At 68.5% G+C, this 23,310-nt stretch carries 24 protein-coding genes; 22 read left to right on the top strand and 2 right to left on the bottom strand.

From position 1 onward, the window contains the following. From C516_RS0111390 to C516_RS0111345, 10 genes are all read left to right on the top strand, one after another. A partial coding sequence (locus C516_RS0111390; RefSeq protein WP_018718521.1) for an IS5 family transposase occupies positions 1-497 on the top strand: 497 nt, incomplete at its 5' end. Positions 498-661: 164 nt separating this feature from the next. Continuing rightward, a complete protein-coding gene (locus C516_RS0111385; RefSeq protein WP_018718520.1) occupies positions 662-991 on the top strand; it encodes a DHCW motif cupin fold protein in 330 nt (109 codons plus the stop codon). 184 nt (positions 992-1,175) lie between these two features. Continuing rightward, positions 1,176-1,661 carry a hypothetical protein gene (locus tag C516_RS0111380; protein WP_018718519.1) on the top strand — a complete coding sequence of 162 codons (486 nt, stop codon included), beginning with the start codon at positions 1,176-1,178 and terminating at the stop codon, positions 1,659-1,661. Positions 1,662-2,040: 379 nt separating this feature from the next. After that, entirely contained in the window at positions 2,041-2,262 is a 222-nt protein-coding gene (locus tag C516_RS0111375) for a GDCCVxC domain-containing (seleno)protein (RefSeq protein ID WP_026321131.1), read from the top strand. Positions 2,263-2,723: 461 nt separating this feature from the next. Continuing rightward, a complete protein-coding gene (locus C516_RS0111370; RefSeq protein WP_018718517.1) occupies positions 2,724-4,001 on the top strand; it encodes an MFS transporter in 1,278 nt (425 codons plus the stop codon). Positions 4,002-4,583: 582 nt separating this feature from the next. After that, positions 4,584-5,438: an aldo/keto reductase gene (locus C516_RS0111365; RefSeq protein ID WP_018718516.1), complete on the top strand. Its 855-nt coding sequence runs from the start codon at positions 4,584-4,586 to the stop codon at positions 5,436-5,438. Between the two features lie 1,070 nt (positions 5,439-6,508). Next, complete coding sequence (locus tag C516_RS0111360) at positions 6,509-6,721, top strand: DUF4177 domain-containing protein (protein ID WP_018718515.1); 213 nt, start codon at positions 6,509-6,511, stop codon at positions 6,719-6,721. Between the two features lie 64 nt (positions 6,722-6,785). Further along, positions 6,786-7,166, top strand: a complete 381-nt coding sequence (locus C516_RS0111355) for a TM2 domain-containing protein (RefSeq protein WP_018718514.1) — start codon at positions 6,786-6,788, stop codon at positions 7,164-7,166. A 115-nt stretch (positions 7,167-7,281) separates the two neighbouring features. Continuing rightward, a complete protein-coding gene (locus C516_RS0111350) occupies positions 7,282-7,893 on the top strand; it encodes a LysE family translocator (protein WP_018718513.1) in 612 nt (203 codons plus the stop codon). Positions 7,894-8,062: 169 nt separating this feature from the next. Beyond that, positions 8,063-8,464 (top strand): GFA family protein, encoded by a 402-nt coding sequence (locus C516_RS0111345; RefSeq protein ID WP_018718512.1) that lies wholly within the window; start codon positions 8,063-8,065, stop codon positions 8,462-8,464. Between the two features lie 443 nt (positions 8,465-8,907). Here C516_RS0111345 and C516_RS0111340 read toward each other — a convergent pair whose 3' ends face one another. Then, entirely contained in the window at positions 8,908-9,465 is a 558-nt protein-coding gene (locus C516_RS0111340; protein ID WP_018718511.1) for a TetR/AcrR family transcriptional regulator, read from the bottom strand. 85 nt (positions 9,466-9,550) lie between these two features. On the opposite strand from C516_RS0111340, the gene C516_RS19375 reads away from it, so the two are divergent. From C516_RS19375 to C516_RS0111315, 5 genes are all read left to right on the top strand, one after another. Beyond that, complete coding sequence (locus tag C516_RS19375; protein ID WP_156831222.1) at positions 9,551-10,768, top strand: MFS transporter; 1,218 nt, start codon at positions 9,551-9,553, stop codon at positions 10,766-10,768. Positions 10,769-10,847: 79 nt separating this feature from the next. Continuing rightward, complete coding sequence (locus C516_RS0111330; RefSeq protein ID WP_018718509.1) at positions 10,848-11,600, top strand: methyltransferase domain-containing protein; 753 nt, start codon at positions 10,848-10,850, stop codon at positions 11,598-11,600. Between the two features lie 88 nt (positions 11,601-11,688). Then, on the top strand, positions 11,689-11,961 hold the full coding sequence (locus C516_RS19370; RefSeq protein ID WP_018718508.1) for a putative quinol monooxygenase: 273 nt from the start codon (positions 11,689-11,691) through the stop codon (positions 11,959-11,961). Positions 11,962-11,990: 29 nt separating this feature from the next. Continuing rightward, complete coding sequence (locus tag C516_RS0111320; protein ID WP_018718507.1) at positions 11,991-12,431, top strand: GIY-YIG nuclease family protein; 441 nt, start codon at positions 11,991-11,993, stop codon at positions 12,429-12,431. A 428-nt stretch (positions 12,432-12,859) separates the two neighbouring features. Beyond that, complete coding sequence (locus C516_RS0111315) at positions 12,860-13,468, top strand: GNAT family N-acetyltransferase (protein WP_018718506.1); 609 nt, start codon at positions 12,860-12,862, stop codon at positions 13,466-13,468. On the opposite strand, the gene C516_RS0111310 is transcribed toward C516_RS0111315, so the two are convergent. Next, positions 13,465-14,313, bottom strand: a complete 849-nt coding sequence (locus tag C516_RS0111310; RefSeq protein ID WP_026321130.1) for an SDR family NAD(P)-dependent oxidoreductase — start codon at positions 14,311-14,313, stop codon at positions 13,465-13,467. The genes C516_RS0111315 and C516_RS0111310 overlap by 4 nt on opposite strands. 160 nt (positions 14,314-14,473) lie before the next feature. On the opposite strand from C516_RS0111310, the gene C516_RS0111305 reads away from it, so the two are divergent. The 7 genes from C516_RS0111305 (at position 14,474) to C516_RS0111275 (ending at position 23,307) form a co-directional block, all read left to right on the top strand. Further along, positions 14,474-14,992, top strand: coding sequence for a P-loop nucleotide/nucleoside kinase family protein (locus tag C516_RS0111305; protein WP_018718504.1), 519 nt, complete (start codon positions 14,474-14,476; stop codon positions 14,990-14,992). A 5-nt stretch (positions 14,993-14,997) separates the two neighbouring features. Further along, entirely contained in the window at positions 14,998-16,020 is a 1,023-nt protein-coding gene (locus C516_RS0111300) for a MerR family transcriptional regulator (RefSeq protein ID WP_169509148.1), read from the top strand. A gap of 58 nt (positions 16,021-16,078) precedes the next feature. Next, positions 16,079-16,954 carry an SAM-dependent methyltransferase gene (locus C516_RS0111295; RefSeq protein ID WP_018718502.1) on the top strand — a complete coding sequence of 292 codons (876 nt, stop codon included), beginning with the start codon at positions 16,079-16,081 and terminating at the stop codon, positions 16,952-16,954. Positions 16,955-17,331: 377 nt separating this feature from the next. Further along, the gene (locus C516_RS0111290; protein WP_018718501.1) at positions 17,332-18,369 is read left to right on the top strand and encodes a LacI family DNA-binding transcriptional regulator; all 1,038 of its coding nucleotides are present in this window, start codon (positions 17,332-17,334) and stop codon (positions 18,367-18,369) included. Between the two features lie 93 nt (positions 18,370-18,462). Continuing rightward, the gene (locus C516_RS0111285; protein WP_018718500.1) at positions 18,463-19,602 is read left to right on the top strand and encodes a sugar ABC transporter substrate-binding protein; all 1,140 of its coding nucleotides are present in this window, start codon (positions 18,463-18,465) and stop codon (positions 19,600-19,602) included. Between the two features lie 77 nt (positions 19,603-19,679). Further along, the gene (locus C516_RS0111280; RefSeq protein ID WP_018718499.1) at positions 19,680-21,263 is read left to right on the top strand and encodes a sugar ABC transporter ATP-binding protein; all 1,584 of its coding nucleotides are present in this window, start codon (positions 19,680-19,682) and stop codon (positions 21,261-21,263) included. After that, positions 21,226-23,307: an ABC transporter permease gene (locus C516_RS0111275; RefSeq protein ID WP_018718498.1), complete on the top strand. Its 2,082-nt coding sequence runs from the start codon at positions 21,226-21,228 to the stop codon at positions 23,305-23,307. Before C516_RS0111280 ends, C516_RS0111275 begins: the two co-directional genes overlap by 38 nt. Positions 23,308-23,310: the final 3 nt, after the last annotated feature.

Below are 23,310 nucleotides of genomic sequence, written 5' to 3'. Positions count from 1 at the left end.
AGATGCATCAGACGAAGAAAGGCAAGCAGTACTACTTCGGCATGAAGGCGCATATCGGCGTGGACGCCGGCTCGGGGCTGGTGCACTCGATGGTCGCCACGCCCGCCAATGCCGCCGACATCACCCAGGCGCACCACCTGCTCCATGGCGCCGAGCAACACGCCTTCGGCGACTCGGCCTATCAGGGCGTGAGCAAGCGCGCCGAGCATCGTGGCAGCACCACGAAGTGGCATGTGGCCATGAAGCGCGGCGCGCGCCGGGCGCTCGGCGACGATGAAACCGCTCAGGCCCGGGAAGCCTGCGAGCTCATCAAGGCGAAGATCCGTGCCTACGTCGAGCATCCGTTTCACGTCCTCAAGAACCGGTTCGGCCACCGCAAGGTGCGCTACCGCGGCATCGCGAAGAACGAGGCGCAGTTGTATGCGCTGTTCGGCCTGGCGAATCTGCTGCTGGCTCGTCGACGATTGGGTGCCGTCCCAGGGGGAGGTGCGTGTTGAGACCGCAGAAAAGCGCTCCACATGAGCAATACGGCGGCATTTTTCCGGCGAGCAGCAACACAGGCCGCCTCGAAAGGCCGCGAATCGCGCCTTCTAGCGGCATTGGCCACGTCGAAATCAAGGAAAACCGCATTATTTCAGCGCTTCCTTAAGGAGCAACAATCTTGAACATCACGGACCTGCCTTTTGGGGTTACTGATTGGTCTGAGGTCGAGAAGACCGAGCACGCCGGGGAGAGGGGCGTGGCGTACTGGCGAACCCGACACTTCGGGGATATCCGGGTGCGGATGGTGGAGTACAGCCCGGGCTATCTGGCGGATCACTGGTGCGCGAAGGGGCACATACTTCTTTGTCTGGAAGGTGAGCTTCAGACTGAGCTGGAAGACGGCCGGTGCTTCACGCTCACTCCCGGTTCGAGCTATCAGGTCGCGGATAATGCGGAGCTTCACCGCTCATCAACTGAGCGGGGCGCCAGGCTATTCATCGTCGACTGAACGCTCATGGCCAGACCGTTCACCGGAGGCCGAAGCCTTTGCGTCGCCGCGACCTTGTCACCGGTGATAGCGAGCGTTAAGGCGCTCCCCGAACACCATGCCCTTGAGTTCATCGTATGCACTACGACTGCTTGTCGGGAGTGCCGCAGTTGCCGCACCGGCGCTCCACTCCCTCACCGACGTGATGGAATGGTACCAGGATGGTTTCTCGACGGCGCAGCTCTGGCTGAACTATGTCGCGTTCCTGCCGATGCCGTGGTTGCTGCTCGGGGTCTATGCCGTGCGGGCCGAGGCGCTTGGCGCCGGTGCATTGATCGGGGCGGTGCTCTACGGGATCGCCTTTACGTATTTCGCTCACACGACGCTGTACGCCCTGAGCGCGGGTGTGCCGGACTACGAGTCGCTCTGGGGGCAGCTAGGACCGCTCTACACGGTTCATGGTGCGCTGATGGTGGTCGGCGGGCTGCTTTTCGCCAATTCGGCGCTCAGGGGGAAGGGCCTGCCCGCGGCGGCGGTCCTGCTGTTCGGTATCGGCCTGCTCGTGAACCTCGTGCTGGCGGTGGTTCCGGTGCCGGACATCCTGCAGGCCGTCGGCACGGCGATCCGTAATGCCGGCTTGGTCGGTATGGGCTATGCGGTTTTGCGGGAGAAACGAGGCGGCGCGTTCTGATCGGTACGTTGAGCTCGGGGCCAGCTCTAACATGCCGAGACATGGCGGTGGGAAGGCTGATCAGCTGGTGTAAGGCACGGTACAGGAAGGTTCCGTTGGTCTGGCTACAGGGAGGTAAGCCATGGCAAGGCCGCTGTGCCTTGAGTACGCGGGCGCGATCTATCACGTCTTCTCTCGCGGCAACCGCCGTGATCCGATCTATCTGGATGATCAGAGTTTCGCGAGCTTCCTCGATCTGCTCGGCGAGGCGTGCGTGCGGTTCAACGGGATCGTCCACGCATACTGCCTGATGTGTCCGCTTGGGAGGTTAAGAGGATACCTTGTTGGACAGTGTCAGGTGCCGAGGCTGGCACCGTGGCGCCGGTACCGGGAGGGAGAAATGGTCGAAGTCATTCTGCAGTCGGTTATCACGTGTCCGGAATGTGGTCACCGTAAGACGGAAACAATGCCGACGGACGCCTGCACCTATTTCTACGAGTGTGAGTCCTGCGGCGCGCTGCTCAAGCCGAAGCCCGGTGACTGCTGCGTGTTCTGCTCATTCGGGTCGGTGGCGTGTCCGCCGGTTCAGGAAGGCTCCGGGTGCTGTACCCCGGGCGAGTGACACGCCGCGTCAGGACCGGCGCCGCGTGCGGCAGGAATTCGGCCCGCTGGACGGCGGAAGAGAGGCCCAGGGTTACGCGTCGAGCGCGAAACGCCCGCGGATGGAGTTCGGGTGACAGGGGGGCGTTGGTGCGCGCTTCCTTCTCCCGCCACGGCAAAGGGGCGGTCAGTGTGAGACGCCGTGAGGGTCGGGCGTCGTTTGTGGGCGAATGCGCTCCGGGCGGTAGGCCGCAGGACTACCGGGCATCTGCTGGTTCCGCCCCATAGACCAGAACGATTTGCTTTGAGGTTCAATCGGATGGACGTTGTGTGCCTCCCGCGTCCGTGTCTGTCATGGGAGGGTCGCACGGTGGCCAAGGCGAATGCGTACTGGGGTCACGAACCGGTGGCGCGCGCATGCCCGGGGCTCTGCATGGGACCGGACCGGGGCGGTGTTGTCGATATCGGTCCGGCGGAGGTGACATGAAGTATCCCACGAGCACGGGGTTTGCGCTGCTGGGTGCGGCGCTGATTGCGATCAGTTACGGGCTGGCGCGCTTCGCCTTCGGGCTTTTCGTGCCGCCCATCCGTGCCGATCTGGAGCTGACGCCGTACGTGATCGGCATCATCGGTGCGCTGCCGCTCATCAGCTTCGTGCTGGCCACGCTGGTTGCCCCGTGGGCCGCGGATCGCCTGGGCGCCCGCAACACGGCCGTGCTCTCCGGTGCGTTCGGCGCCGGCGGTCTGGCGGTCATCAGTCAGGCGTCCGGCGCGCAGTCCCTCGGTGTGGGGGTGTTCGCCTGCGGCATCTGCACGGGGCTGATGATGCCGGCACTCACGGCCGCCATGCAGGTGCTGGTTAAGCGCTCGCTGCATGGGCGCGTGAGTTCGGTGATGAACGCGGGGACGAGCATCGGTGTGGCGGTTGCCGTGCCGGCGGTCCTGTTCCTGGCCACGGCCTGGCGTTTCGCGTACGTGTCGTTTGCCATCCTGGCGGCTATCGGGATCGTGGCCGCCTGGTACTTCATCCCCTCGGTGTCGCGGGCGACGGCGGCGATTACCGCGGCCGCGGCGCCGCCGCCGATCACTGCCCTGCAGTGGGCGCGTCTGTTCAGGCTCTCGCTGTTTTCCTTCGCGATGGGCTTCGTCTCCTCCGCGTACTGGATCTTCGCGCCGGATCTGGTGGTCACCCTCGGTGCCTTGCCGCCCGGGACGACCGGCTGGCTGTGGCTCGCCGTCGGCATCGCGGGGCTCGGGGGCGCGGTGGTGGCGGACCTGGCCGATCGCAACAACCCGCCCATCACCCAGGCGCTCATGCTGATGATGCTCTCCGCGAGCCTGGCGTTGCTCGCGGCCAGTCCCGGCCGGCTGGCGATTACCGCCTTCTCCGCGCTGGTCTTCGGCCTGGCCTACATGAGCCTGACCGGGCTGTACCTGATGACGGGCATCCGGCTGTTGCCGGGCCGGCTGTCGATGGGGCCGGTCCTGCCATTCATGGCCGTCTCGCTCGGGCAGGCCACGGGCTCGCCCGTGGTCGGCGTGCTGGTGAACGCGCTCGGCTACGCCGATGCGTTCGCCGTGTTCTCCTCGATCGGCATCCTGGTGGCGATCCTGTCGCCGCTGTATCCGCGCTACATCGAGCACGGGGCGGAAGAGGAGGCCGAGGAGGAAACCGGCCTCCAGGCGGCGTTCGATCACCAAGTCCAGGACGTGGATGGCGAGACGCCGGAGCCCGCTACGGAGGAGGCCGATCGGCCCTAGGCCGCGCGGCGCTCCTGGCCCGAACGCAGCCACGTGGCGAGTGCGCCAGCCGGAGCGGAGTGACGACGTGCGCCTGGTTGGGCAATCAGGTGCCGCACGGGTGTTGAAATCCGGGAACCGACCCCCGACTTTCCTTCGGTAGGTCACTACTTAATTCCGATGTGACGGCATGCAGCAGGGGTTTGCGCCGCGATGTCCTCTGCCGGGCGCTACGCGGCATGAATCGGCCGGTGCGACCGGGCGTTTGCTGCGGGCCGGTCTGCGATGTCGTCGTTTCCTGTGGAATCAATGGTTTCCTTTACGAGGGCGCGGCAACGGGAAAGGGTGCAACGGCGACGGGGGCCTCCGGAGCGTGGCACCACCGGCGCGTTGTCGCTGCCTTCGCGCCAGCATCCCGCCCGGGCAGCCGTGGTCCGTGCGATTGCCACTGCTGGCGATGTCTGGCGGTAGAGGGGCCCGGCCGTGCGTCGGCATGAGGTAGGCCCCTTCCGGTTGGAGCCGGGTCCGGAGCTCGAAGCGATCAGAAGACATTTGTTCCCTCGCCGGAATGGATACAACGGCGTGTAACCAGGAGAACGCATTATGCTGCTAGAAGAGACCTATACCCTCTCTAATGGCGTTGAGATCCCCAAGCTGGGGCTTGGCACGTGGTTCATCGAGGGTAAGGATGCCGAAGAGGCGGTGAAGGAGGCCGCCAGGCTCGGTTACCGCCATATCGATACCGCGCAGGACTACGGCAACGAGGCCGAGGTGGCTGCGGGTATCAAGGCCTGTGGGGTTAGCCGTGAGGAGATGTTTGTCACCACCAAGCTCGCGGCGCGGTACAAGGACTACAAGGGCGCGGTAGAGTCCATCGAGGGCTCCCTTCAGCGCATGGGCCTGGATTACATCGACATGATGATCATCCACAGCCCCCAGCCCTGGGACAGCTTCGGTGAGGCGGATCGCTTCCTCGAAGGCAACCGCGAGGCCTGGCGCGCGCTCGAGGAGGCCCACAAGGCAGGCAGGATCCGCGCGATCGGCCTGTCCAACTTCGCCGAGCAGGACATCGACAACATCCTGGAGTCCTGCACGGTCAAACCGGTGGTCAACCAGATCCTGGCGCACGTGAGCAACACCCCCTGGGACCTGATCAAGTACTCGAAGGACAAGGGGCTGCTCGTCGAGGCGTACTCGCCGGTGGGCCACGGTGAGCTGTTCAAGAACGAGCAGATCGCGGAAATGGCCAGGAAGTACGGTGTCTCCGTGCCGCAGCTGTGCATCCGCTACGATCTGCAGCTCGGCCTGCTGCCGCTGCCCAAGACGGCCAACCCGGAGCACATGAAGAACAACGCGGACGTGGACTTCGTGATCGCCGATGACGACATGGAGACGCTGAAGAACATGGAGCCGATCAAGGACTACGGCGACGCCAGCGTCTTCCCGGTGTTCCAGTAATCACGGGGAAGCCCTGCGTGTTTGAACCGGGTCCGGCCCTTTCGGTGTACCGAAAGGGCCGGGCGTCTCCCGCTTCCAGCCCCCCGTTGCCGTAACAGCGCGCGTTTAAGGGGCTATCCGGCGCGCTCCCTCCGCGGCGGCGACTATGGCGGTTTCCCGGAGCGCAAGACCTGCTCTGCCTGCGCTTAACAGGTGGTTCACGCTCGCTGCCCGCCGGACCGCTATCACCCATTGAGCGAAATCCCCGAGGGGAACCCCACCCGGCCAGGGGGCAGCCCTACGGCCTCCGACTCCTCGTTGGCTCCCGGGCGCGAAGCCGGCCGGGATTCAGCGATATTCCCCGGGCGGACGTGAGTTCAGGAAGGGGTGCGCGATCACCCGTGATAGGCGGGTTAGGCACCGCCGAGTGCCCGGGTCACCCATTCCCACAGCCGCTCCGGCGTGGCCGAGTCGCCGTCGTAGAGCACCCGGTAGATGAGCGGGCCGATGATGAAGCCACTGCGCCCTGCACTATGCGAGATCCGTCATGGGAATTTATCCACCGAAATCCGCCGGCTGACGGTATACTCCCCGCTTTGCCTGCATCGGCAACGCTTGGGCATGTGGTGTTGGATGGTTCGGTGAGGCTGTTGAGCGTGGCGGTTTTGAGTATATGTGAATAGTTTATATCGGGGTGTGGCGGGCGGGAAATAAAGGATTTCAGTGCGGAATAAACGGCGGGCACTTCCGGCGGCAATCCGGGCATAAAACATGGGTTTCGCCTTGTCGGGATTCGGATAACAGCGTGTTGATCGTTTCGTTTTTTCCGCATTCCATGTCTCCCGCGTTTCAGCCTTGGGCACTCAAGGCATATCAACGCTTTCGGACCAGTCAATAAGAACGCATGGCGATCAGCTCAGGAAGGTGATTACCACGCGATCACGCAAACCGGCACGGCCGTTATGGGGACAGTCCGGCGGCGAGGTGTTGCCTGGCGCCGATTGCTATCCATCGAAACGGTGGGCTCCCGCCATGCCACCCCGAGTGGCGGGAGTCGGCATGTTGATCGGGGCAACAAGAAGGAAAACCTGATGGATTATAAGGAGTACAAGGTGCTCTACGTGGTCGAGGGCGGCCTTGGTACGATCTTTCTGGGGGCGTCGGGCATTCCGATCAAGAAGATGGAGACCGCTTTGAACAAGGAAGCGGCGGACGGGTGGACGGTGGTCTTCCAGGTTCTGGAGCAGAAACGTTTCATGCTCTTCTGGAAGCGGGAGGCGGTGATCGTCACCCTCGGTCGCTAGGCCTGCCGTAGCAGGCGAATGGCATCGGGAGGGAGCCCTCCCGGTGCAAAAAGGAGATTTTCCAATGTCTAAAGAGGCCGTCCAGGAGAGGGAAGAGAGCATCCGCAGGCTGGTGAGGGAGCTGCCGGATGACAAGCGGCTGCGGTATTTCAGGGAGGTGGAGCGCAAGATCAAGGATCCGGATACCTATGCGACCCTGAACTTTATATTTTTCGCCGGGCTGCACCACTTCTATCTCGGCAAATGGCTGTACGGCATCATCAACATGGCCGTGTTCTGGGTAGGGGTGGCCATGCTGTTCACGGACCATGTCGGGCTGGGTGTCCTGGTGCTGATCGGTGTCAGCGTTCTGGAGCTCTGCGAGCTGTTCCGCTCGCAGGTGATCGTGCAGAAGTACAACAACCAGGTCATGGAGAGGGTCTACAATTCCGTCAGCAGGGCCTGAGGAGACGGGTCCGGAGATGGTCGTGTACAGCGCGCCGTTCCCCGCCTCCCGTTGGCGTGCATGCCTCGGTTAGCCATTGGCGGTGTGCGGTGACTATGGCGCCTGGAGAAGGTTCGTGACGCTCGACTACCTCGTGACCTCGCTCATCGTCGTCCTGCTGCCGGGGACGGGCGTCATCTATACGCTTGCATTCGGGCTCGGCCGCGGCTGGCGGGCCAGCGTGCTCGCGGCGTTTGGCTGCACGCTCGGGATCGTCCCTCATGCCGTGGCGAGTACTGCGGGGCTTGCGGCGCTCCTCTATACGAGCGCATTGGCGTTTCAGGTTGTGAAATACCTCGGGGTGGCGTACCTGCTCTACATGGCGTGGGGCGTACTCCAGGAGAGAGACGCGCTGCAGGTATCGGGGCGAAGCGAGCCGACGCCGGACATCAGGATCGTTGTTGACGGGGTGTTGCTGAATATTCTCAACCCCAAACTGTCCCTGTTTTTCCTGGCGTTCCTGCCCCAGTTCGTGCCGGGCAGTGCCGTTGCGCCAGCGGAGTATATGCTGGGGCTGGCCGCGGTCTTCATGCTCCTCACGTTCGTCATTTTCGTCGGATACGGCGCGTTCGCATCGGCGGTGCGTCGCTACGTTGTCTCCAGTCCGGGCGTCATGGTCTGGTGCAGACGTGGCTTCGCAGCGGTGTTCGTCGCGCTCGGGGTCCGGCTCGCGCTGGCCGAGCGGTGATTGCCGTCATGATGCGCCGATGCGTTGTCCTGTGGCATGGCGCCGGGTTGTCCCACGTCAAATGGAAATCGATGAAGACACCGTATCGGGGTGGCAACGCGGCCGTATCGATACGCTGTCTTCAATCTGGCTTGAACGGGGCCTGACGCCGCCTAAAGGAGGGACCACGATGGCGATCAACGGTGGGTGTTTGTGCGGCAGGGTTCGGTATGAGGTCGCCGGAGGGCTTTCAGGTGCCGATCACTGCCACTGCTCCCGGTGCAGGCGGCAGCATGGTGCCGCGTTCGCGACCTATGCCGACCTTGATCCGGCCGATTTCAGGTGGACCGCCGGAGCGGCATTCGTGAAGGTCTATGAGACGTCCTCGGGGGCCGGATGGTGTTTCTGCAGCGAGTGCGGATCGTCGCTGGCAGGCACGGTGAACGGCGAGGTCACCGCGATTACGCTGGGCACGGTCGAGGGCGATCCGGGCGTGACGCCGGGGTTTCATATATTCGTGGGCTCCCGGGCCCCGTGGTATGAAATCAGCGACGACATTCCGCAATTCGATGAAAGGCCGCCAGCGACCTAGCTGTGACCTTCCAGTAGGTTGTTCACTCGGGATCTACCCGGAAGACTGGCAGTGCGAGTCAAAACACTCCGCCGGGAGGTCCGGATGAACACCCCTGTGTGTGGATGTCGCACGAGGGGAGATAATGGAATTTCGGGTAGGTCGTGCGCCACAGGCGTGCGACATTCCGGGCCGGTCCCGGTGGCGTCGCACACGGCCTGCGGCCGTGCACGACCTAGCTGCTGACCGCCGTGGGGGCGTTGCGGGCCCAGGGATGGTTCCTGCCCGGCCAGCGGAATCCGGAGACTGTCGCCGGTTCCCGGTGATGTGTGCGGCGTGAACCGGCACTGGCTGCCGGGCGTGAAGCCGGCCGGCACTCAGCGATATTCCCCGATTGGATGCGGGTTCAGGAAGGGAGGTGATCGCCCGTGATCCCGCTCGCGCTGAGCCCGCGGCGGTGCGGGCTAGACGCCGCCGAGCGCGCGGCTCACCCATTCCCGCAGCCGTTCCGGCGTGGCCGAGTCGCTGTCGTAGAGCACCCGGTAGATGAGCGGGCCGATGATGAAGTCCATCAGGGTGTCGACGTCGGGCGGTGTCTCGCCGCGGGTGACGGCGCGCTGGTGGATCTGCGCGATCTGTTCCCGCGCATACTGGAAGCAGCGCTGTCGGCGGGTCTCGTCCGCGCTGGCCATGATCTCGCAGAGCATCTGGCGCCCGGGTGCCGATACCATTTCGTCGAGGTACTGCTCGCCCCAACTCAGGAGGTCCGAGGCGAGGGCGCCGGTGTCCTCAGGGGCGGTCTCGGGGCGGAAGCGCTCCAGGGTGACGTCGGCGAGCAGGTCGTTGAGGTTGCCCCAGCGGCGGTAGATGGTCGACGGGGTGACGCCGGCGCGGGCGGCGATGACGGGGATGGTGAGGTCCTCGCGGGATCGCTCGGCCTGCAGCTCGCGTACCGCCGTGTGCACGGCCTGCTGAACCCGGGCGCTGCGGCCGCCCGGACGTACCGACTCTCTCGTCGCCATAGGTCCTAAACGCAAAATATTTGCTTTTATCCGGTATAGCCACCACACTCCACTAACGCAAATATTTTGCATTAGTGGAGGTTCCATGGCATCGCCGCAGACGTCCCCGCCGGAACACGGGGTCGGCGCGCCCAGCTCACCCTGGAGGTTAGCCGTTTATGCTATCACGCTGTTCATGTTCCTCGCCGCGTCGAACGCGCCGACGCCGTTGTACCACCTCTACCAGGCGGAGTGGCATTTCTCGGCGACCGTGCTGAGCGTAGTGTTCGCGGTCTACGCCTTCACGCTGCTCCTTGCGCTGCTGGTCTTCGGTTCGCTCTCCGACCACGTCGGCCGCTGGCCGGTGATCGTCGGGGCGCTGCTGGTGGAGGTCGTGGCCATGCTGGCGTTCCGGTCGGCGGCGGGCGTGACCTGGCTGGTCGTCGCGCGGCTGTTGCAGGGGGCGGCAACAGGCGCCGCCACGAGCGCGCTGGCGGCGGCGCTTCTGGATGCGGACAGCTGCCGCGGGCCGGTATTCGCAGCGGTCGCGCCGCCGCTGGGGCTGGCCTTCGGCGTGCTCGGATCGAGCCTGACACAGCTCCGTGCGGCGGACCCGCTGCACGCGGTCTACGGTGTCCTGGTGGCGCTGTTTGCCGTGCTGTGCGTGCTCAACGTCTTCAGCGGTGAGCGGGCGCGGCGGCGTGCCGGTGCCTGGGCGTCGCTGTGGCCGCGGCTCACCGTCCCCGCCGCGGCGCGCCCGACCCTGTGGCGGGTGATCCCCATCAACATCGCGGTCTGGGCGCTCGGCGGGTTCTATTTCTCGCTGGCGCCGTCGCTCACCGAGCGCGTGATCGACCCGCAGTCGCCGCTGGTGGCCGGGGTGATCGTGTTCACCCTGCCTTTCGTCGGCGGTATCAGCGTCTACACGTTCCGCCGCCGGCCGGCGGCGGTCGCACTGCGCTTCGGCGGTTGGGGGCTGGCCATCGGGCTCGCCATCACGCTCGCCGGCGTGCATGGACAGATCGCCGCGCTGCTGCTAATCGGTACAGCGGTGGCAGGCATGGGTTTCGGCGCCGGGTTCATGGGGGCGCTGGGGGCCGTCATGCCGCTGGCGCCGGTGAGTGAGCGCTCCGCGCTGATGGCGGTGTTCTACGTCCTGAGCTACCTCTCGTTCAGCGTGCCTGCCATCATTGCCGGCCTGTCGACGCAGGTGCTGGGCGTGGTCCCCACCACCTACGGTTACGGTGCGGTCGTTGCGGCGCTGGCGCTCAGTGCACTGGCGGGCATGGCACGGCAGCGCCCGGCCTGCCCGGTGGGCGGCTGAACGGATCGGCCCGGTGCGGGCCGGGCGCCCACCGGGTGCTGCGGTGTGCCGCCGGGCTTCAAGGGGGAGGGCAGACCTCATGAGCGGAGAGTCGTACACGCCGGGCCATTCCGGGAATGCCACCGCGTTCATGGCCGCGCGCACCATCGAGTCGCACGGCCGTTTCTTCACGCCCCATCTGGAGCCGGGTGTGTCCGTCCTGGACTGCGGCTGCGGGCCCGGCTCGATCACCCTGGGCATTGCGGCACGCACCCACCCGGGCGAGGTCGTCGGCGTGGATTTCGGCGAGAGCCAGATCGAGCGGGCACGCGAGAGCGCCACCGGGGCGGGCGCGCACAACGTCCGTTTCCAGACGGCGGACTGCTACGCGCTGCCGTTTCCGGACGAATCCTTCGACCGCGTGTTCAGCAACGCGCTGATGGAGCACCTCGCCGACCCGGCGGCCGCGGTCCGTGAGTTTCACCGTATCCTCCGGCCGGGCGGCGTTATCGGCCTGTGCAGCCCGGACTGGGGCGGGTTCGTGCTCGCGCCGCCGTCCGACGCGCTGGACGGCGCCATCCGCGCCTACGAGGCGCTTCAGACCCGCAACGGCGGCGACGTCCGTGCCGGCCGTCGGCTCGGTGGATACCTGGCGGAGAGCGGTTTCAGCGCGGTCGCGATGTCGGCACGATACGAGTGCTACGATTCGCTGCCGGCCATCGGGGAGTACCTCGCGCTCCAGCTCGACGACAGCGGGGATGCCCGGTCCGCGGCCACGCTGCGCGACTGGAGCCGGTCCGAGGGCGGCATGTTCGCCCAGTGCTGGATCTCCTGCGTCGCGCGCAAGCCGTGATACCGGCGTGTGCGGCAGCGGCGGGCCATGTCGACGCCGCACCACTGTCGCTGGCGCGGCCGCCGGGGCCTGAAAGGAAACGCATTCGATGAGTGTCACGCGGATCAACCGTTTCACCTCGGAAGAGGGCATGGCCGCCGACCTCCACGAGGCACTGCGCGCCATCGTGCCGCTGGTAGAGGCCTCCGGGGGCTGCCTGTCGTCCCGGCTCATGCGCAACACGGACTTCGCCCGCGAGTTCGGGATCCAGGAAGAGAGGGCCTCCGTCGAGGCGCACCGGGCCTCCCTGGAGAGGGTGCCGCCCGAGACGTTCGCCATCGTCATGCCGACGCTCGCCGGCAGGCACGTACCACGCCGGTGAGTGGCACCACCGGCCCGGCGGAACCGGCCATGACTGCGGATACCGGCACGTATGTCCTGATTCTGCGGTGCGATACCGCGGCGCGGCTGCGTATCGGCCGCTGGGGCGCCCTCGATGCCCGGCCCGGTTACTACGCCTACGTGGGCAGTGCCTTCGGGCCGGGCGGTGTGCGTGCCCGCGTGACGCGGCATGCCCGCCGCGGCAAGGCGATGCACTGGCACGTGGACTACCTGCGCGATCACGCGGCGCTGGTGTCGGTGTGGTATGCGCATTCCGACACCCGGCTGGAACACGAGTGGGCCGAGGCGCTGGCGGGGCTTGCGGGGATGGAGCCGGTCAACGGCTTCGGCTGCAGCGACTGCCGGTGCGGGTCGCACCTGTTCTTCTCGCCGGCCAGGCCGGCGCTGGAGCGATTCCGGCGCGTTGCGCTCGGTACGGTGGCCGTCTGGCGCCCGGATGAGGCCGTTTAATGGCGAAAGTGGACCGGGATTGCCCTTTTGCATGAATCGGGTGCGACGGCGTGCGTTTCCCGCCGGCAGGTGTCCGGCATACGACGCCGCCTGGACACACGGGAGACCTCCCGCGGCCGCCGGTTGCCGGGAGCAACCGATCCGCCCGGGCCACGGCGGTTCCGTCCTCCCGCAGGTCGGCTGCTCAGGGCAGCCGACGTTGCCGGCACCGCAGGACGTGACGTTGGCTGCCAGGAGCAGCCAACATACAGCACCGGTCCCCTTCACGGGCATGGCGGTGCCACAAGACCCGCCGGCCGCGGGAGAACCCCTCTCCCGCAGGGGGAGAACGGGGGTACGGCCTGCATACCCGACCCGGGGCATTCCCGGACGGCCTGTCTCCGGCGCCCGTATGATGGGCCGGTCTCACACCGCACATGGAAGGTTCGATGAACGTCTCCCCCGTTACCCTGGAGGGGCGCGAGGTGCGTCTGGAGCCCCTCGCCGCCGCGCACCGCGACGTGCTGTTCGCGGCCGCTGCGGACGGCGAGCTGTGGCGTTCGCCGGTGACGGTGGTGCCGTCGTCGCCGGAGGCCATGGCCGCCTACATCGACGACGCCCTCGCCGGACAGGCACAGGGGCGGTATCTTCCCTTCGCCGTGATCCGGCGCGCGACCGGCCGGGTCGTGGGGACGACCCGCTATCGTGCCATCGAGCCTGCGCACCGGCGCCTGGAGATCGGATCCACCTGGCTGGCGGCCGGCGTGCAGCGCACGGCGGTGAATACCGAAGCCAAGCTGCTGTTGCTCCGGCACGCGTTCGAGGTGCTGGGGTGCGCCCGCGTGGAGTTCCTGACGGACGTGCTCAACGAGCGTTCCCGCGCCGCCATCGCCCGGCTGGGGGCGAGGCAGGAGGGCATTCTGCGCCGCCACATGGTCATGCCGGACGGGCGCCACCGGGACTCCGCGTGTTACAGCATCATCGAGCCCGAGTGGCCCGCGGTGCGGGCGTCACTGGAGGCGAGGCTGCGCCGCTACGGGGCGGGCGGCGGCGGTTAGCGCCGCTCGTCCGCGGTCACCCGCATCAGAACCCGGTCGAGGAGCCGTGTCGGGAGCAGCCGGCTCAGTGCCTTGAAGACGTGGCTGGGTACGGTGACGTGATAGCGCGCCTTCGGCCGCGGTGACTCCAGCGCGTGGGCGAGACGGCGGAGCACGGCCTCCGGATCGCGGGAGAAGGGCGTGCGGCCGCTGCCTGCGAGGCGGCGGGCGTAGGCCGCGTAGGCCTCGCGGTGGGCGCTCGTCTCCGCGTCGATCCAGCGCCGGAACATCGCCTCCGCGTTGGCGCGGAAGCGGCTGGTGACGGGCCCGGTCTGGATCAGGCTGACGTGGATCCCGCTGCCGTGGAGCTCCTGGCGCAGGGTGTCGGTCAGTCCCTCCAGGGCGAACTTGCTCGCGTTGTAGGCGCCGCGGTAGGGCATGGCGACGAAGCCGAGCAGGGAGCTGTGCATCACCACTCGCCCGTGACCCTGCCGGCGGAAGACCGGCAGCGCGTGGCGGGCAACGGCCTGGGCGCCGAGGACGTTGGTCTCGAACTGCGCGCGCAGCGCCTCGCGGGGCAGGTCCTCGACCGCGCCGGGCTGGCCGTAGCCGGCGTTGCAGAACACCGCGTCCAGCCGCCCTCCGGTGTGTTCGAGCAGGGTGGCCACGGCCGCGGCGACGCCGTCCTCGTCCGCGACGTCCAGTACCAGCGTCTCCAGGCCGTCGCCTTGCAGTCGTTCCACGTCCGCCGCCCGGCGGGCGGAGGCGAACACGCGCCAGCCGCGCCGGTGCAGCGCATGGGCGCAGTGCGCGCCGATGCCGCTGGAGCAGCCGGTGATCAGAATGACGGGTCGCTGGTCGCTGATGGCGGGCTCCGGGTGGTGGCGGATCGTGACTGGCGGCAGTCTAACCGTTCCGGGTCACGGCCGGCCAAGCCCCCGGGGCGCGCCGCGTGGACCCCCGCCCGTCGGCGTGGTTAACTGCGGGGCTGTATCCGGCATCCCCGCACCGTTCAGGGAGACGATCGTGCGCCCCGCGACGCTGTTCATCCTCTCCGGCCTGCCGGGCACCGGCAAGACGACCCTCGCCCGGCGGCTGGCGTCGCACCGCCGGGCCGTCCACCTGCGCATCGACACCATCGAGCAGGCGTTGCGGGAGGTCTGCGGCTGCGAGGTCACGAGCGAGGGCTACGCGCTGGCGCAGCGCATCGCGGCGGACAATCTCCGCGCCGGGCTGGACGTGATTGCCGACTGTGTGAACCCCTGGCCGCTCACGCGCCGCGACTGGGGGTCGGTCGCCACCGGCGCCGGCGTCTGCCATGTGAACATCGAGATCCGCTGCAGCGACCCCGGCGAGCACCGCCGCCGGGTGGAGCGCCGCCATGCGGACGCCGGCAGCCTGCCGGCGCCGGGCTGGGACGATGTGTGCCGGCGTGACTACCACCCCTGGCAGGAGCCGCCCCTGCGGCTCGACACCGCCGGCCGGACGGTAGAGGCGTCGTTCTCGGAGCTGGTCGCCCTCATCGACGCGCAGTCCGGGGGCTGATCGCCGTGGCAGGGGCACGGCAGTACGTGAAGGTCGGCGAGCTGGCACGGCGCACCGGGCTTACCGTGCGCACGCTCCACCACTACGACGCCATCGGCCTGCTGCGGCCGTCGGCGCGCTCCGGCGCCGGGTACCGTCTCTACGCCCCGGTGGACGTGGCCCGTCTCCACGGCATCCTGGCGCTGCGCCAGCTCGGGCTCTCCCTTGCCGATATCCGCGCCACGCTGGCGGCGGACGGTGTCTCCCTCGCCGGCATCGTCGCCGAGCAGATCCGCTCGCTGGACCGCCGGATCGAGGAGGCGCGGGCGCTGCGCGACCGCCTCGCCGTACTGGATGCCGCGATGGCCGCCGGTGAGCCGCCCGAGGGCGAAGACTGGCTCGCCACCCTCGCGCTGCTGCGCCGCTACCGCGAGCACTTCACCGCCGCCGAGCTCCGCACCATTCTCACCAACTGGGCGACGACCCGGGGCGACTGGGCCGCCCTGGTCGCTGACGTGCACGACGCCCGTCGCCGCGGCCTGGCGCCGGACGCGCCGGAAATGCAGGGGCTGGCCCAGCGATGGATGGCGCTCAGCATGCAGTGGATGGAGGGCGACGTGGCGCTCGCGCGGCGCTGGGGCGGGTTGGTCGAGACCGTTCCCGAGGCCTGCGGACGGCACGGCCTGGACCCGGTGGCCATTGCCGCGGTCAGGCCTGCGCTGCAGCTGCGGCTGGCGGCCCTGCGCCGGCACCTCGACGAGGCCGATCTCCGTGCGATGGACAAGCGCCTCGCCCCGGAGTGGCGGGCGCTCGCCGAGCGCGCGCGGGCGATGATCGAGGCGGGCACGCCGCGTCACGCGTCCGCCGCGCGCGCTTTGCTCGCCGACTTCGACGCGCTCGCGGACCGCACGGCCGGTCACGATCCGGACCGGCGGCGACGCCTGGAGCAGGCCTACCGCAGCGAACCCGTGCTCGCCAGGGGGCATTTCATCGACGCGGACGTACGCACCTTCCTCGCCGGGGTCCGCGAGGCGGCGGACGGGGCTTGACCCTCACGCGCACGTGAGGCCTTACGGTGGTGCCTCCTTTCACACGGAGGCTGCCGTCATGACGTCACCGGTTAACGCCCCTGTTGCGGGTCAGGAGAGCCCGTCCGCCCGCCGGGTTGCCATCGCGCGGGCCGTCCACCAGCTCCTGGACGAGCCGCTGGTGCTTGAGGACCGGCTCGCCCTCCCGGTCCTCGGGGCGGAGACGGCGCAGACGGTCCGCGACGACCCGTTCCCCTTCAATGACCTGCCGGCGCGCACCATGCGCGCGGCGGTGGTGGCGCGGACCCGCCTGGCGGAGGACGCCCTGCACGACGCGGTGAACGAGGGGGTGCGGCAGTGCGTCGTCCTCGGTGCCGGGCTGGATACGCTCGCATGCCGCAACCCCTACGCGGATGCCGGCCTGCGCTGCTTCGAGGTGGACGTGCCCGGGGCCGCGGCCCTCAAGCGGGCACGGCTGGCCGGAGCGGGGGTGGCCGTGCCCGCATCGGCGGTGTTCGTCTCCGCGGACCTGTGCCGCGACGACCCCGTCGCCGCCCTGGCGGCGGACGGGTTCGATGCGGCGGCGCCCGCCTGTGTCGTCTGCATGGGCGTCACCCCGTACCTGCCCCGGCCGGCGGTGCTGGACCTGCTCGCCGCACTGGCGGCCTGCGCCCCGGGCAGCCGTATCGTGTTCGACCACCGCGTGGAGGCGGGGCTGCTGACGCCCATGGAGCGGCTGATGGCCGGCCATGCGGCGGAAAGCTTTGCCGCGATGGGTGAGCCGTGGCTCTCCGACTTCCAGCCCGCGGCGCTGGTGCGTTACCTCTCGGATCTCGGCTTCACCGACGTGGCTGAAGTGGATCCCGCGGCGCTGAACGCGCGCTACTTCCATCGCCGGCGGGACGGCCTGCAGACCGCCGGCGGCGGCTTCCGGATCCTGACCGCACGACGGTAGGGCGGCAAGGCACGCGGGGCGCAACCGTGCGCTCCGCGTGCGTCAGCGGGGGGCGGCGATCGCCACCCACCTGCTGCGCCGCGTCACATCCCGTCGTTGACATCCCTGTGCGGGTCCGATAGCAATAGAGGGTAAGCGCTTACCCTTGCACAACGACAAGCGCATTGAGAGAAGGGAGGAGAGGTGAGTATCGACCATCCGGCACCGGTCCGCGGACTGTCCCGCGCGGCCATCGATCAGCACGGCGCGAGCGCCGCCCCCGGCGGGGCGACGCCCGTGTGCGCTGGCGCCGGTGGTGCCGCCTCCCGTATCGTCCACCCGGCCGCCGCGCTCCGCGCGCGGCGGGTCCCCGGCCGGTCATGACAGGGAGAGCCAGGATGTCGCAGGAGCGCGAGACACGCCGCCGCAACAGTGCCCGCACCACCCCGACGCTGGGCGACGTCGCCGAGGCGGCGGGGGTGTCCACGGCCACGGTCTCGCGCATCCTCAACGGCGTGCCCAACAAGGCTTCCGAGGACACCCAGGCCCGGGTGCGCGAGGCGGTGGACCGGCTGGGCTACCGGCCGGTACAGGCCGGGCGTTCGCTCAGCACGATGCGCTCGGCGCTCATCGCGCTGCTCACCCCGGACAACCGCAACGCCTTCTACGCCGGCATCGCCGATGCAGTGCAGCGCGCGATCAGCGCCACCGGCAACGCCATGACCCTGTGCAACACCCGCGAGGACCCGGTCTCGCAGGACGCCTACATCGAGGAGATGCGCTCACACCTGGTCTCCGCCATCGTGCTGCTCGGCGCGGTGGATACCCCGGGGCTGCGCAAGCTCCTCGCCGACGGCCCGCCGGTGGTGTTCGTCAACCGGAAATGCCCGGTGGAGAGCCACTGGCCGTTCATCGGCATCGACAACTACGCCGCCGGCCGGGACGTCGCCCGCTACTTCGTCAGCCGCGAGTACGGCGACTGCGCCGCACTCCACGGCCCGATGCTGTCCTCCGCCAGCCGCGAGCGGCTGGAGGGCTTCATCGACGGCCTGCGCGAGAGCGGCGTGAGCCTGCCGGCGTCGGCGGTGATCGAGTGCGACCTCACCATGGAGTCCGGCTACCAGCGCTCGGCCGGCCTGTTCGCCGACGGCCGCCCGCCGCGCGCGATCTTCTGCGGCAACGACCCCATCGCCTACGGCGTATACCGGCGCTGCCGCGAGATGGGGCTGTCCGCGCCGGAGGACGTCGCGCTGTTCGGCTTCGACGACAACCCCCTCAACGAGTGGCTGGCCCCGTGGCTGTCCACCGTGCATGTCCCGCTTTCGGGTCTCGGCAGCCGGGTGGGCGAGATCGTCAGCGATCTGCTCGCCGGCCGCCAGGACGCCCCGGAAACCACCCTGCTTCCTTACGAGCTGACGATCCGCTCGTCGGCCTAGCGGCAGGACGGCTTTTGTGTGGAGGTGAAAACGCGAAGTTAAGCGCTTAACCCGAGACGATAACTGTGCCCCGCAGAGGGTGAAGGAGGAGAGATGACAAGCGGATACATCACGAGACTGCTGGCGGCGCCGCTCATCGCCGTCACAATGGCCGCGGGGGCGATCATCCCCGGCGTGGCCAGCGCGGCGGACGCGCCGTACAAGGTCTATCTGAGCATGAGCTACATCGGTAACGACTGGCAGACCGAGGCCAAGAACATGGTCACGGCCATGTCCAAGTACTACTCGGACAAGGTCGAGTTCCACGTCCAGGTCGCCGGCACCAACGCCCAGAAGCAGATCCAGCAGATCAACGGCATGGTGCAGGCCGGCGCGGACGCCATTGTCGTCTACCCGATCTCCCCCACCGCGCTCAACTCCGTGACCCGCAACGCCTGCAACCGCGGCGTGGTGGTCATGGCCTACGACTCGGTGATCACCGAGCCCTGCGCCCACAACGTCACCATCGACCAGCATCAGGCCGGCCGCGAGACCGCGGACTGGCTGGCGAAGGAGCTGGACGGCGAGGGCAACGTGGTGATGATCACCGGCGTGCCCGGCACGTCCGTCGACAAGGCCCGCACCGACGCGGCGATGAAGGTCTTCGACGGCGAGGAGGGCATCGACGTCATCGCCAAGAGCAACGGCATGTGGTCCCAGGCGGTGGCGCGCAAGGCGCTCTCGCAGATCGTGGCCACCCACGGCTGGGACAACATCGACGGCCTGTGGATGCAGGTGGGCTGCTATACCGCCACGTCGATGCAGCTCGAGGCCGGCATCCCCGAGGACGAGCTGCGGCCCTGCGCCGGCGAGTCCTCCAACGGCCACCGCATCCAGATGCTGGAGCCCGGCACCGTCGAGGGCGCGAGCGATACCTACCGCCCGGTGGGTCTGGCGAGCATCTCCTACGGCTCGCCGCCGTACTCCGGGGCGCTGGCGCTGAAGCTCGCGCTGGAGAAGCTCGAGGGCAAGCGTGACGAGCTGGCCCACGACATCGCGCTGCCGCTGCCGCTGGTGACCTCCTCGGAGGTGCAGCTCTGCGAGACCGGTTCCCACGAGGAGATGGCCGCCGGCTGCAACGTCTTCGATCCGGAGAAGGTGCCGCCGGGCTGGTTCGCCGACATCTACGGCCCGGACACGCCGGAGGTCGGCTTCGCCGCCGCGCTCAACGCCGAGCCGGAGCCGCGCGACTAGGCCCGAGGCCCGCGGGCGGGGGCCGTTGCGCCTCCGCCCGTGGTCGCCGCCCATTTCGACTCACGAGGTTCCCGCCCATGGCCACCCAGCTGGCAGTAGAAATCGACGGGGTGACGAAACGCTACGGGCCCACCGTCGCCCTGGACGAGGCCTCGCTCGCCGTCCGCCACGGGCACGTGCACGCCCTGCTCGGGGAGAACGGCGCCGGCAAGTCCACCACGGTGAAGGTGCTCAGCGGCCTGGTCACGCCGGACGCCGGCAGCGTGCGCGTCTTCGGCGAGCCGGTGACGCTGCGTTCGCCGCGCGAAGCCCACCGCAACGGTATCCAGACCGCGTTCCAGGAGCTGACCCTGGTACCCGATCTCACCGTCACCCAGAATCTGCACCTGCCCTACGCACCGGCGAACCGGCTCGGACTGCTGCGTTCGCGCCAGGCGCGCCGGCGTGTCGAGGGCGAGCTCGCCCGGCTCTCGCTGGACGACGTCGACCCCCGTGCCGAGGTGCGCGACCTAGACCTGCCCACGCGGCAGAAGCTCGAGATCGCCAAGGCCGTGCTCCGCGACCCGCGCATCCTGCTCCTCGACGAGCCCACCTCGGCGCTGACCGGCAGCAACGTCGAGTGGCTGGAGCGCATCGTGCGCATGCTCGCCGACGACGGCGTGACGATGATCTTCATCACCCACCGCATGCAGGAGGTCCGCAGCTTCTGCGAATCCCTGTCCGTGTTCCGCGACGGGCGCTGTGTCGGTGCCGGCGCGGTGGCGGACTACGACGACAACGCCATCGTCGAGCTCATGCTCGGCCGCTCCATGGAGCAGTCCTTCCCGCCGCGCAGCGAGCCGCCGGCACGCGGGGACGCACCGGCGCTGATCTCCGTGGACGGGCTGTCCGTGGACTCCCGCCTGAGCCGGGCCAGCGTGGATGTGCACGCCGGCGAGGTGGTCGGCGTCGCCGCGCTCCAGGGCATGGGCCAGGTGCCGCTCTACCGCGCGCTGTTCGGCATGGAGCACGTGGACGAGGGCGCGATCCGCATCGAGGGCCGTGAGGTGGAGCTCGCCTCGCCCCGGGACGCCATCCGCTCCCGCGTGGGTATCAGCTACCTGCCCGAGGACCGCAAGACCGAGGGCCTGCTGCTGCCGATGACGGGCACTGCCAATGTCTCGCTGCCGCTGCTGGAGCGTTTCGCGCGCTTCGGCTGGCTCGACAAGCGCACCGAGACGGCCGCCGTCCGGCGCGTGCTCGAGCGGGTCAACGTCGACCCGCGCGCGCTGCACACCCGCTGCAGCGCCTTCAGCGGCGGCAACCAGCAGAAGATCGTGCTGGCCAAATGGCTGCTCACCGACTCGCGGGTGATGCTCATGTTCGATCCCACCCGGGGCATCGACGTCGGCACCAAGCTCGAGATCTTCGAGCTCATGCACGAGTTCGCCGCCGCGGGCGGCGGGGTGCTTTTCCACTCCACCGACACCGCCGAGCTCGTCAATGTCGCCCACCGCGTGATCGTGCTCTACCGCGGTCGGGTGGTGCGCGAGCTCGTCGGCGAGGAGATCACCGAACAGGCACTGCTCGAGGCCGAGCTGGGGTACTTCAGCGAGGACGGGCAGAACACTTCCGGAGAGGACAATGGCTCACGCACACACGACGGCGCAGCATTCGCCTGAGCGGCCCGGCGCGGCGCTCCCACCGATCCGCTGGTCCCGCCACCGGGGCCTGCTGATCGCCCTCGGCGCCTTCGTCGCGATGGTCGCGCTGCTGCAGACCCTCGCCCAGGGCGGGCTGAGCTACTTCGATTTCAGCTTCCTGTCCGCGGGCGGCGCGCCGCTGGCGATCGCGGCCATCGGCGAGACCCTGGTCATCCTCTCCGGCGGGTTCGACCTGTCGGCGGCGGCCGTGGTCTCGCTGACCAACGTTTTCCTCGCCTCGTCGATGCCCGCCGACCCTGCCGGGGCGGCGCTGTTCATCGTGCTCGCGCTGGGCATCGGCGGCGTCGTGGGGGCGGTCAACGGCTTCTTCGTGGGCTTCCTGCGGCTGCCGGCCATCGTGGTGACGCTGGCGACGATGTTCATCGTCCAGGGCGTCACCCTGCTGGTGATGAGCCAGCCGGGCGGCGCGGTGCCCAGCGGCTTCAGCATGCTGCTGAGCGGGGACGCGATCACCGGCGTGCTGCCCATGCCGGTGGTGATCATCGCCATCGCGGTAGCCGCCTGGGGGCTGCTCCGGCACTCCCGCCTGGGCATGGCGATCTATGCGGTGGGCAGCGACCCGGCCGCGGCCACGGCCACCGGCGTGGACCAGCGCTGGACGCGGTTCTGGACCTTCGTGTTCGCCGGCATGTTCTATGCCGCCGCGGGCGTGTTCATCACCGCGCAGACCGGCTCCGGCGACCCGCACATCGGCGATCCCATGCTGCTGCAGCTCTTCGCCGCGGTGGTGCTCGGCGGCACCGTCCTCGGCGGCGGCCGCGGTGGGGCGGTGGGCAGCGTACTCGGCGCCTACGTCATCCAGATGACCGCCAACGTGCTGCTGGTGCTCAACGTCTCGCCGTACTACACGACGGTGGCGGAGGCGGCGATCCTGCTGCTCGCAGTGCTGGCGACCACCATCTCCCGCGACTCGCTGGCGATGGAGAACCTCCGCTTCGCCGTCCAGCAGGTGCGCAGCCACCTGCGCGGCACGCGCCCGCCCCGGGGCGGCATGACCGCCTTCCAGGCGCCCGCGGGCGGCGGCGCGGCGGGGGGCGGTGCCTCCCTGGATCTCTCCCGGCTGTGGTCGCGCCACGGCGAGCAGATCCGTTTCGCGATCCCGGCGTACCTGCTGTTCGTGGTGGTGATGATCATCACCGGCGTGATGTTCCAGCAGGGCGGCGGGGTGTTCGGCTATGTCGACTCGCTGCTGGTGCTCACGGCGTTCCTGGCGTTCCTCGGGTTCGGCCAGGGCGTGGTCATCCTCACCGGCGGCCTGGACCTGTCGCTGCCGTGGAACATCGCCGCCAGCGGGATCCTGCTCACTCACCTGGTGCACGGCTCCGATCCCGCCGCCGTATGGGCGGTGCCGCTGGTGCTGGTGTTCGGCTGCGCCGCCGGGCTGCTCAACGGTCTGGGCGTGGCGGTGCTCGGCATCTCGCCCATCGTGGTGACGCTGGGCATGAACGGCATGCTCCAGGGCTTCGCGCTGGTGCTCACCGGCGGTGCGCCCCAGGGCTGGACCGCGCCGTCGCTGCAGTGGTTCATGACCGGCGAGTTCCTCGCCCTGACCCCGGTGGTGTGGTTCCTCATCGCCTTCGTGGTGGTGGCGACGCTGGTGCTCACCCGCACCACATTCGGCCGCCAGATCTACGCCGTCGGCAACAGCCAGGGCGTGGCCCGGCTGTCCGGGGTGTCGGTGGGGCGGACGCTGGTCAGCGCCTATGTCATCAGCGGCTTCTGCGCCGCACTCACCGGCATCCTGCTCACCGGCTTCAACGGCCAGGCGTTCAACGGCATGGGTGATCCGTACCTGCTCTCGTCCATCGCCGTGGTGGTGGTCGGCGGCACGCTCATCACCGGCGGGCGCGGGCACTACCCGGGCATTCTCGGCGGCGCGCTGGCGCTGACCGCGCTCAGCACCCTGCTCGCGGGCACCACGCTCTCGGATTCGGTGAAGAGCATCATCTACGGCCTCGTCGTGCTCGCCGCCATCGTCGCGCTGCGCGAGCGCAGCCAGTGACGG

The sequence above is a fragment of the Arhodomonas aquaeolei DSM 8974 genome (genome assembly GCF_000374645.1).
Taxonomy (GTDB): Bacteria; Pseudomonadota; Gammaproteobacteria; order Nitrococcales; family Nitrococcaceae; genus Arhodomonas; species Arhodomonas aquaeolei.
This window is presented reverse-complemented; position numbering and strand designations above follow the sequence as displayed.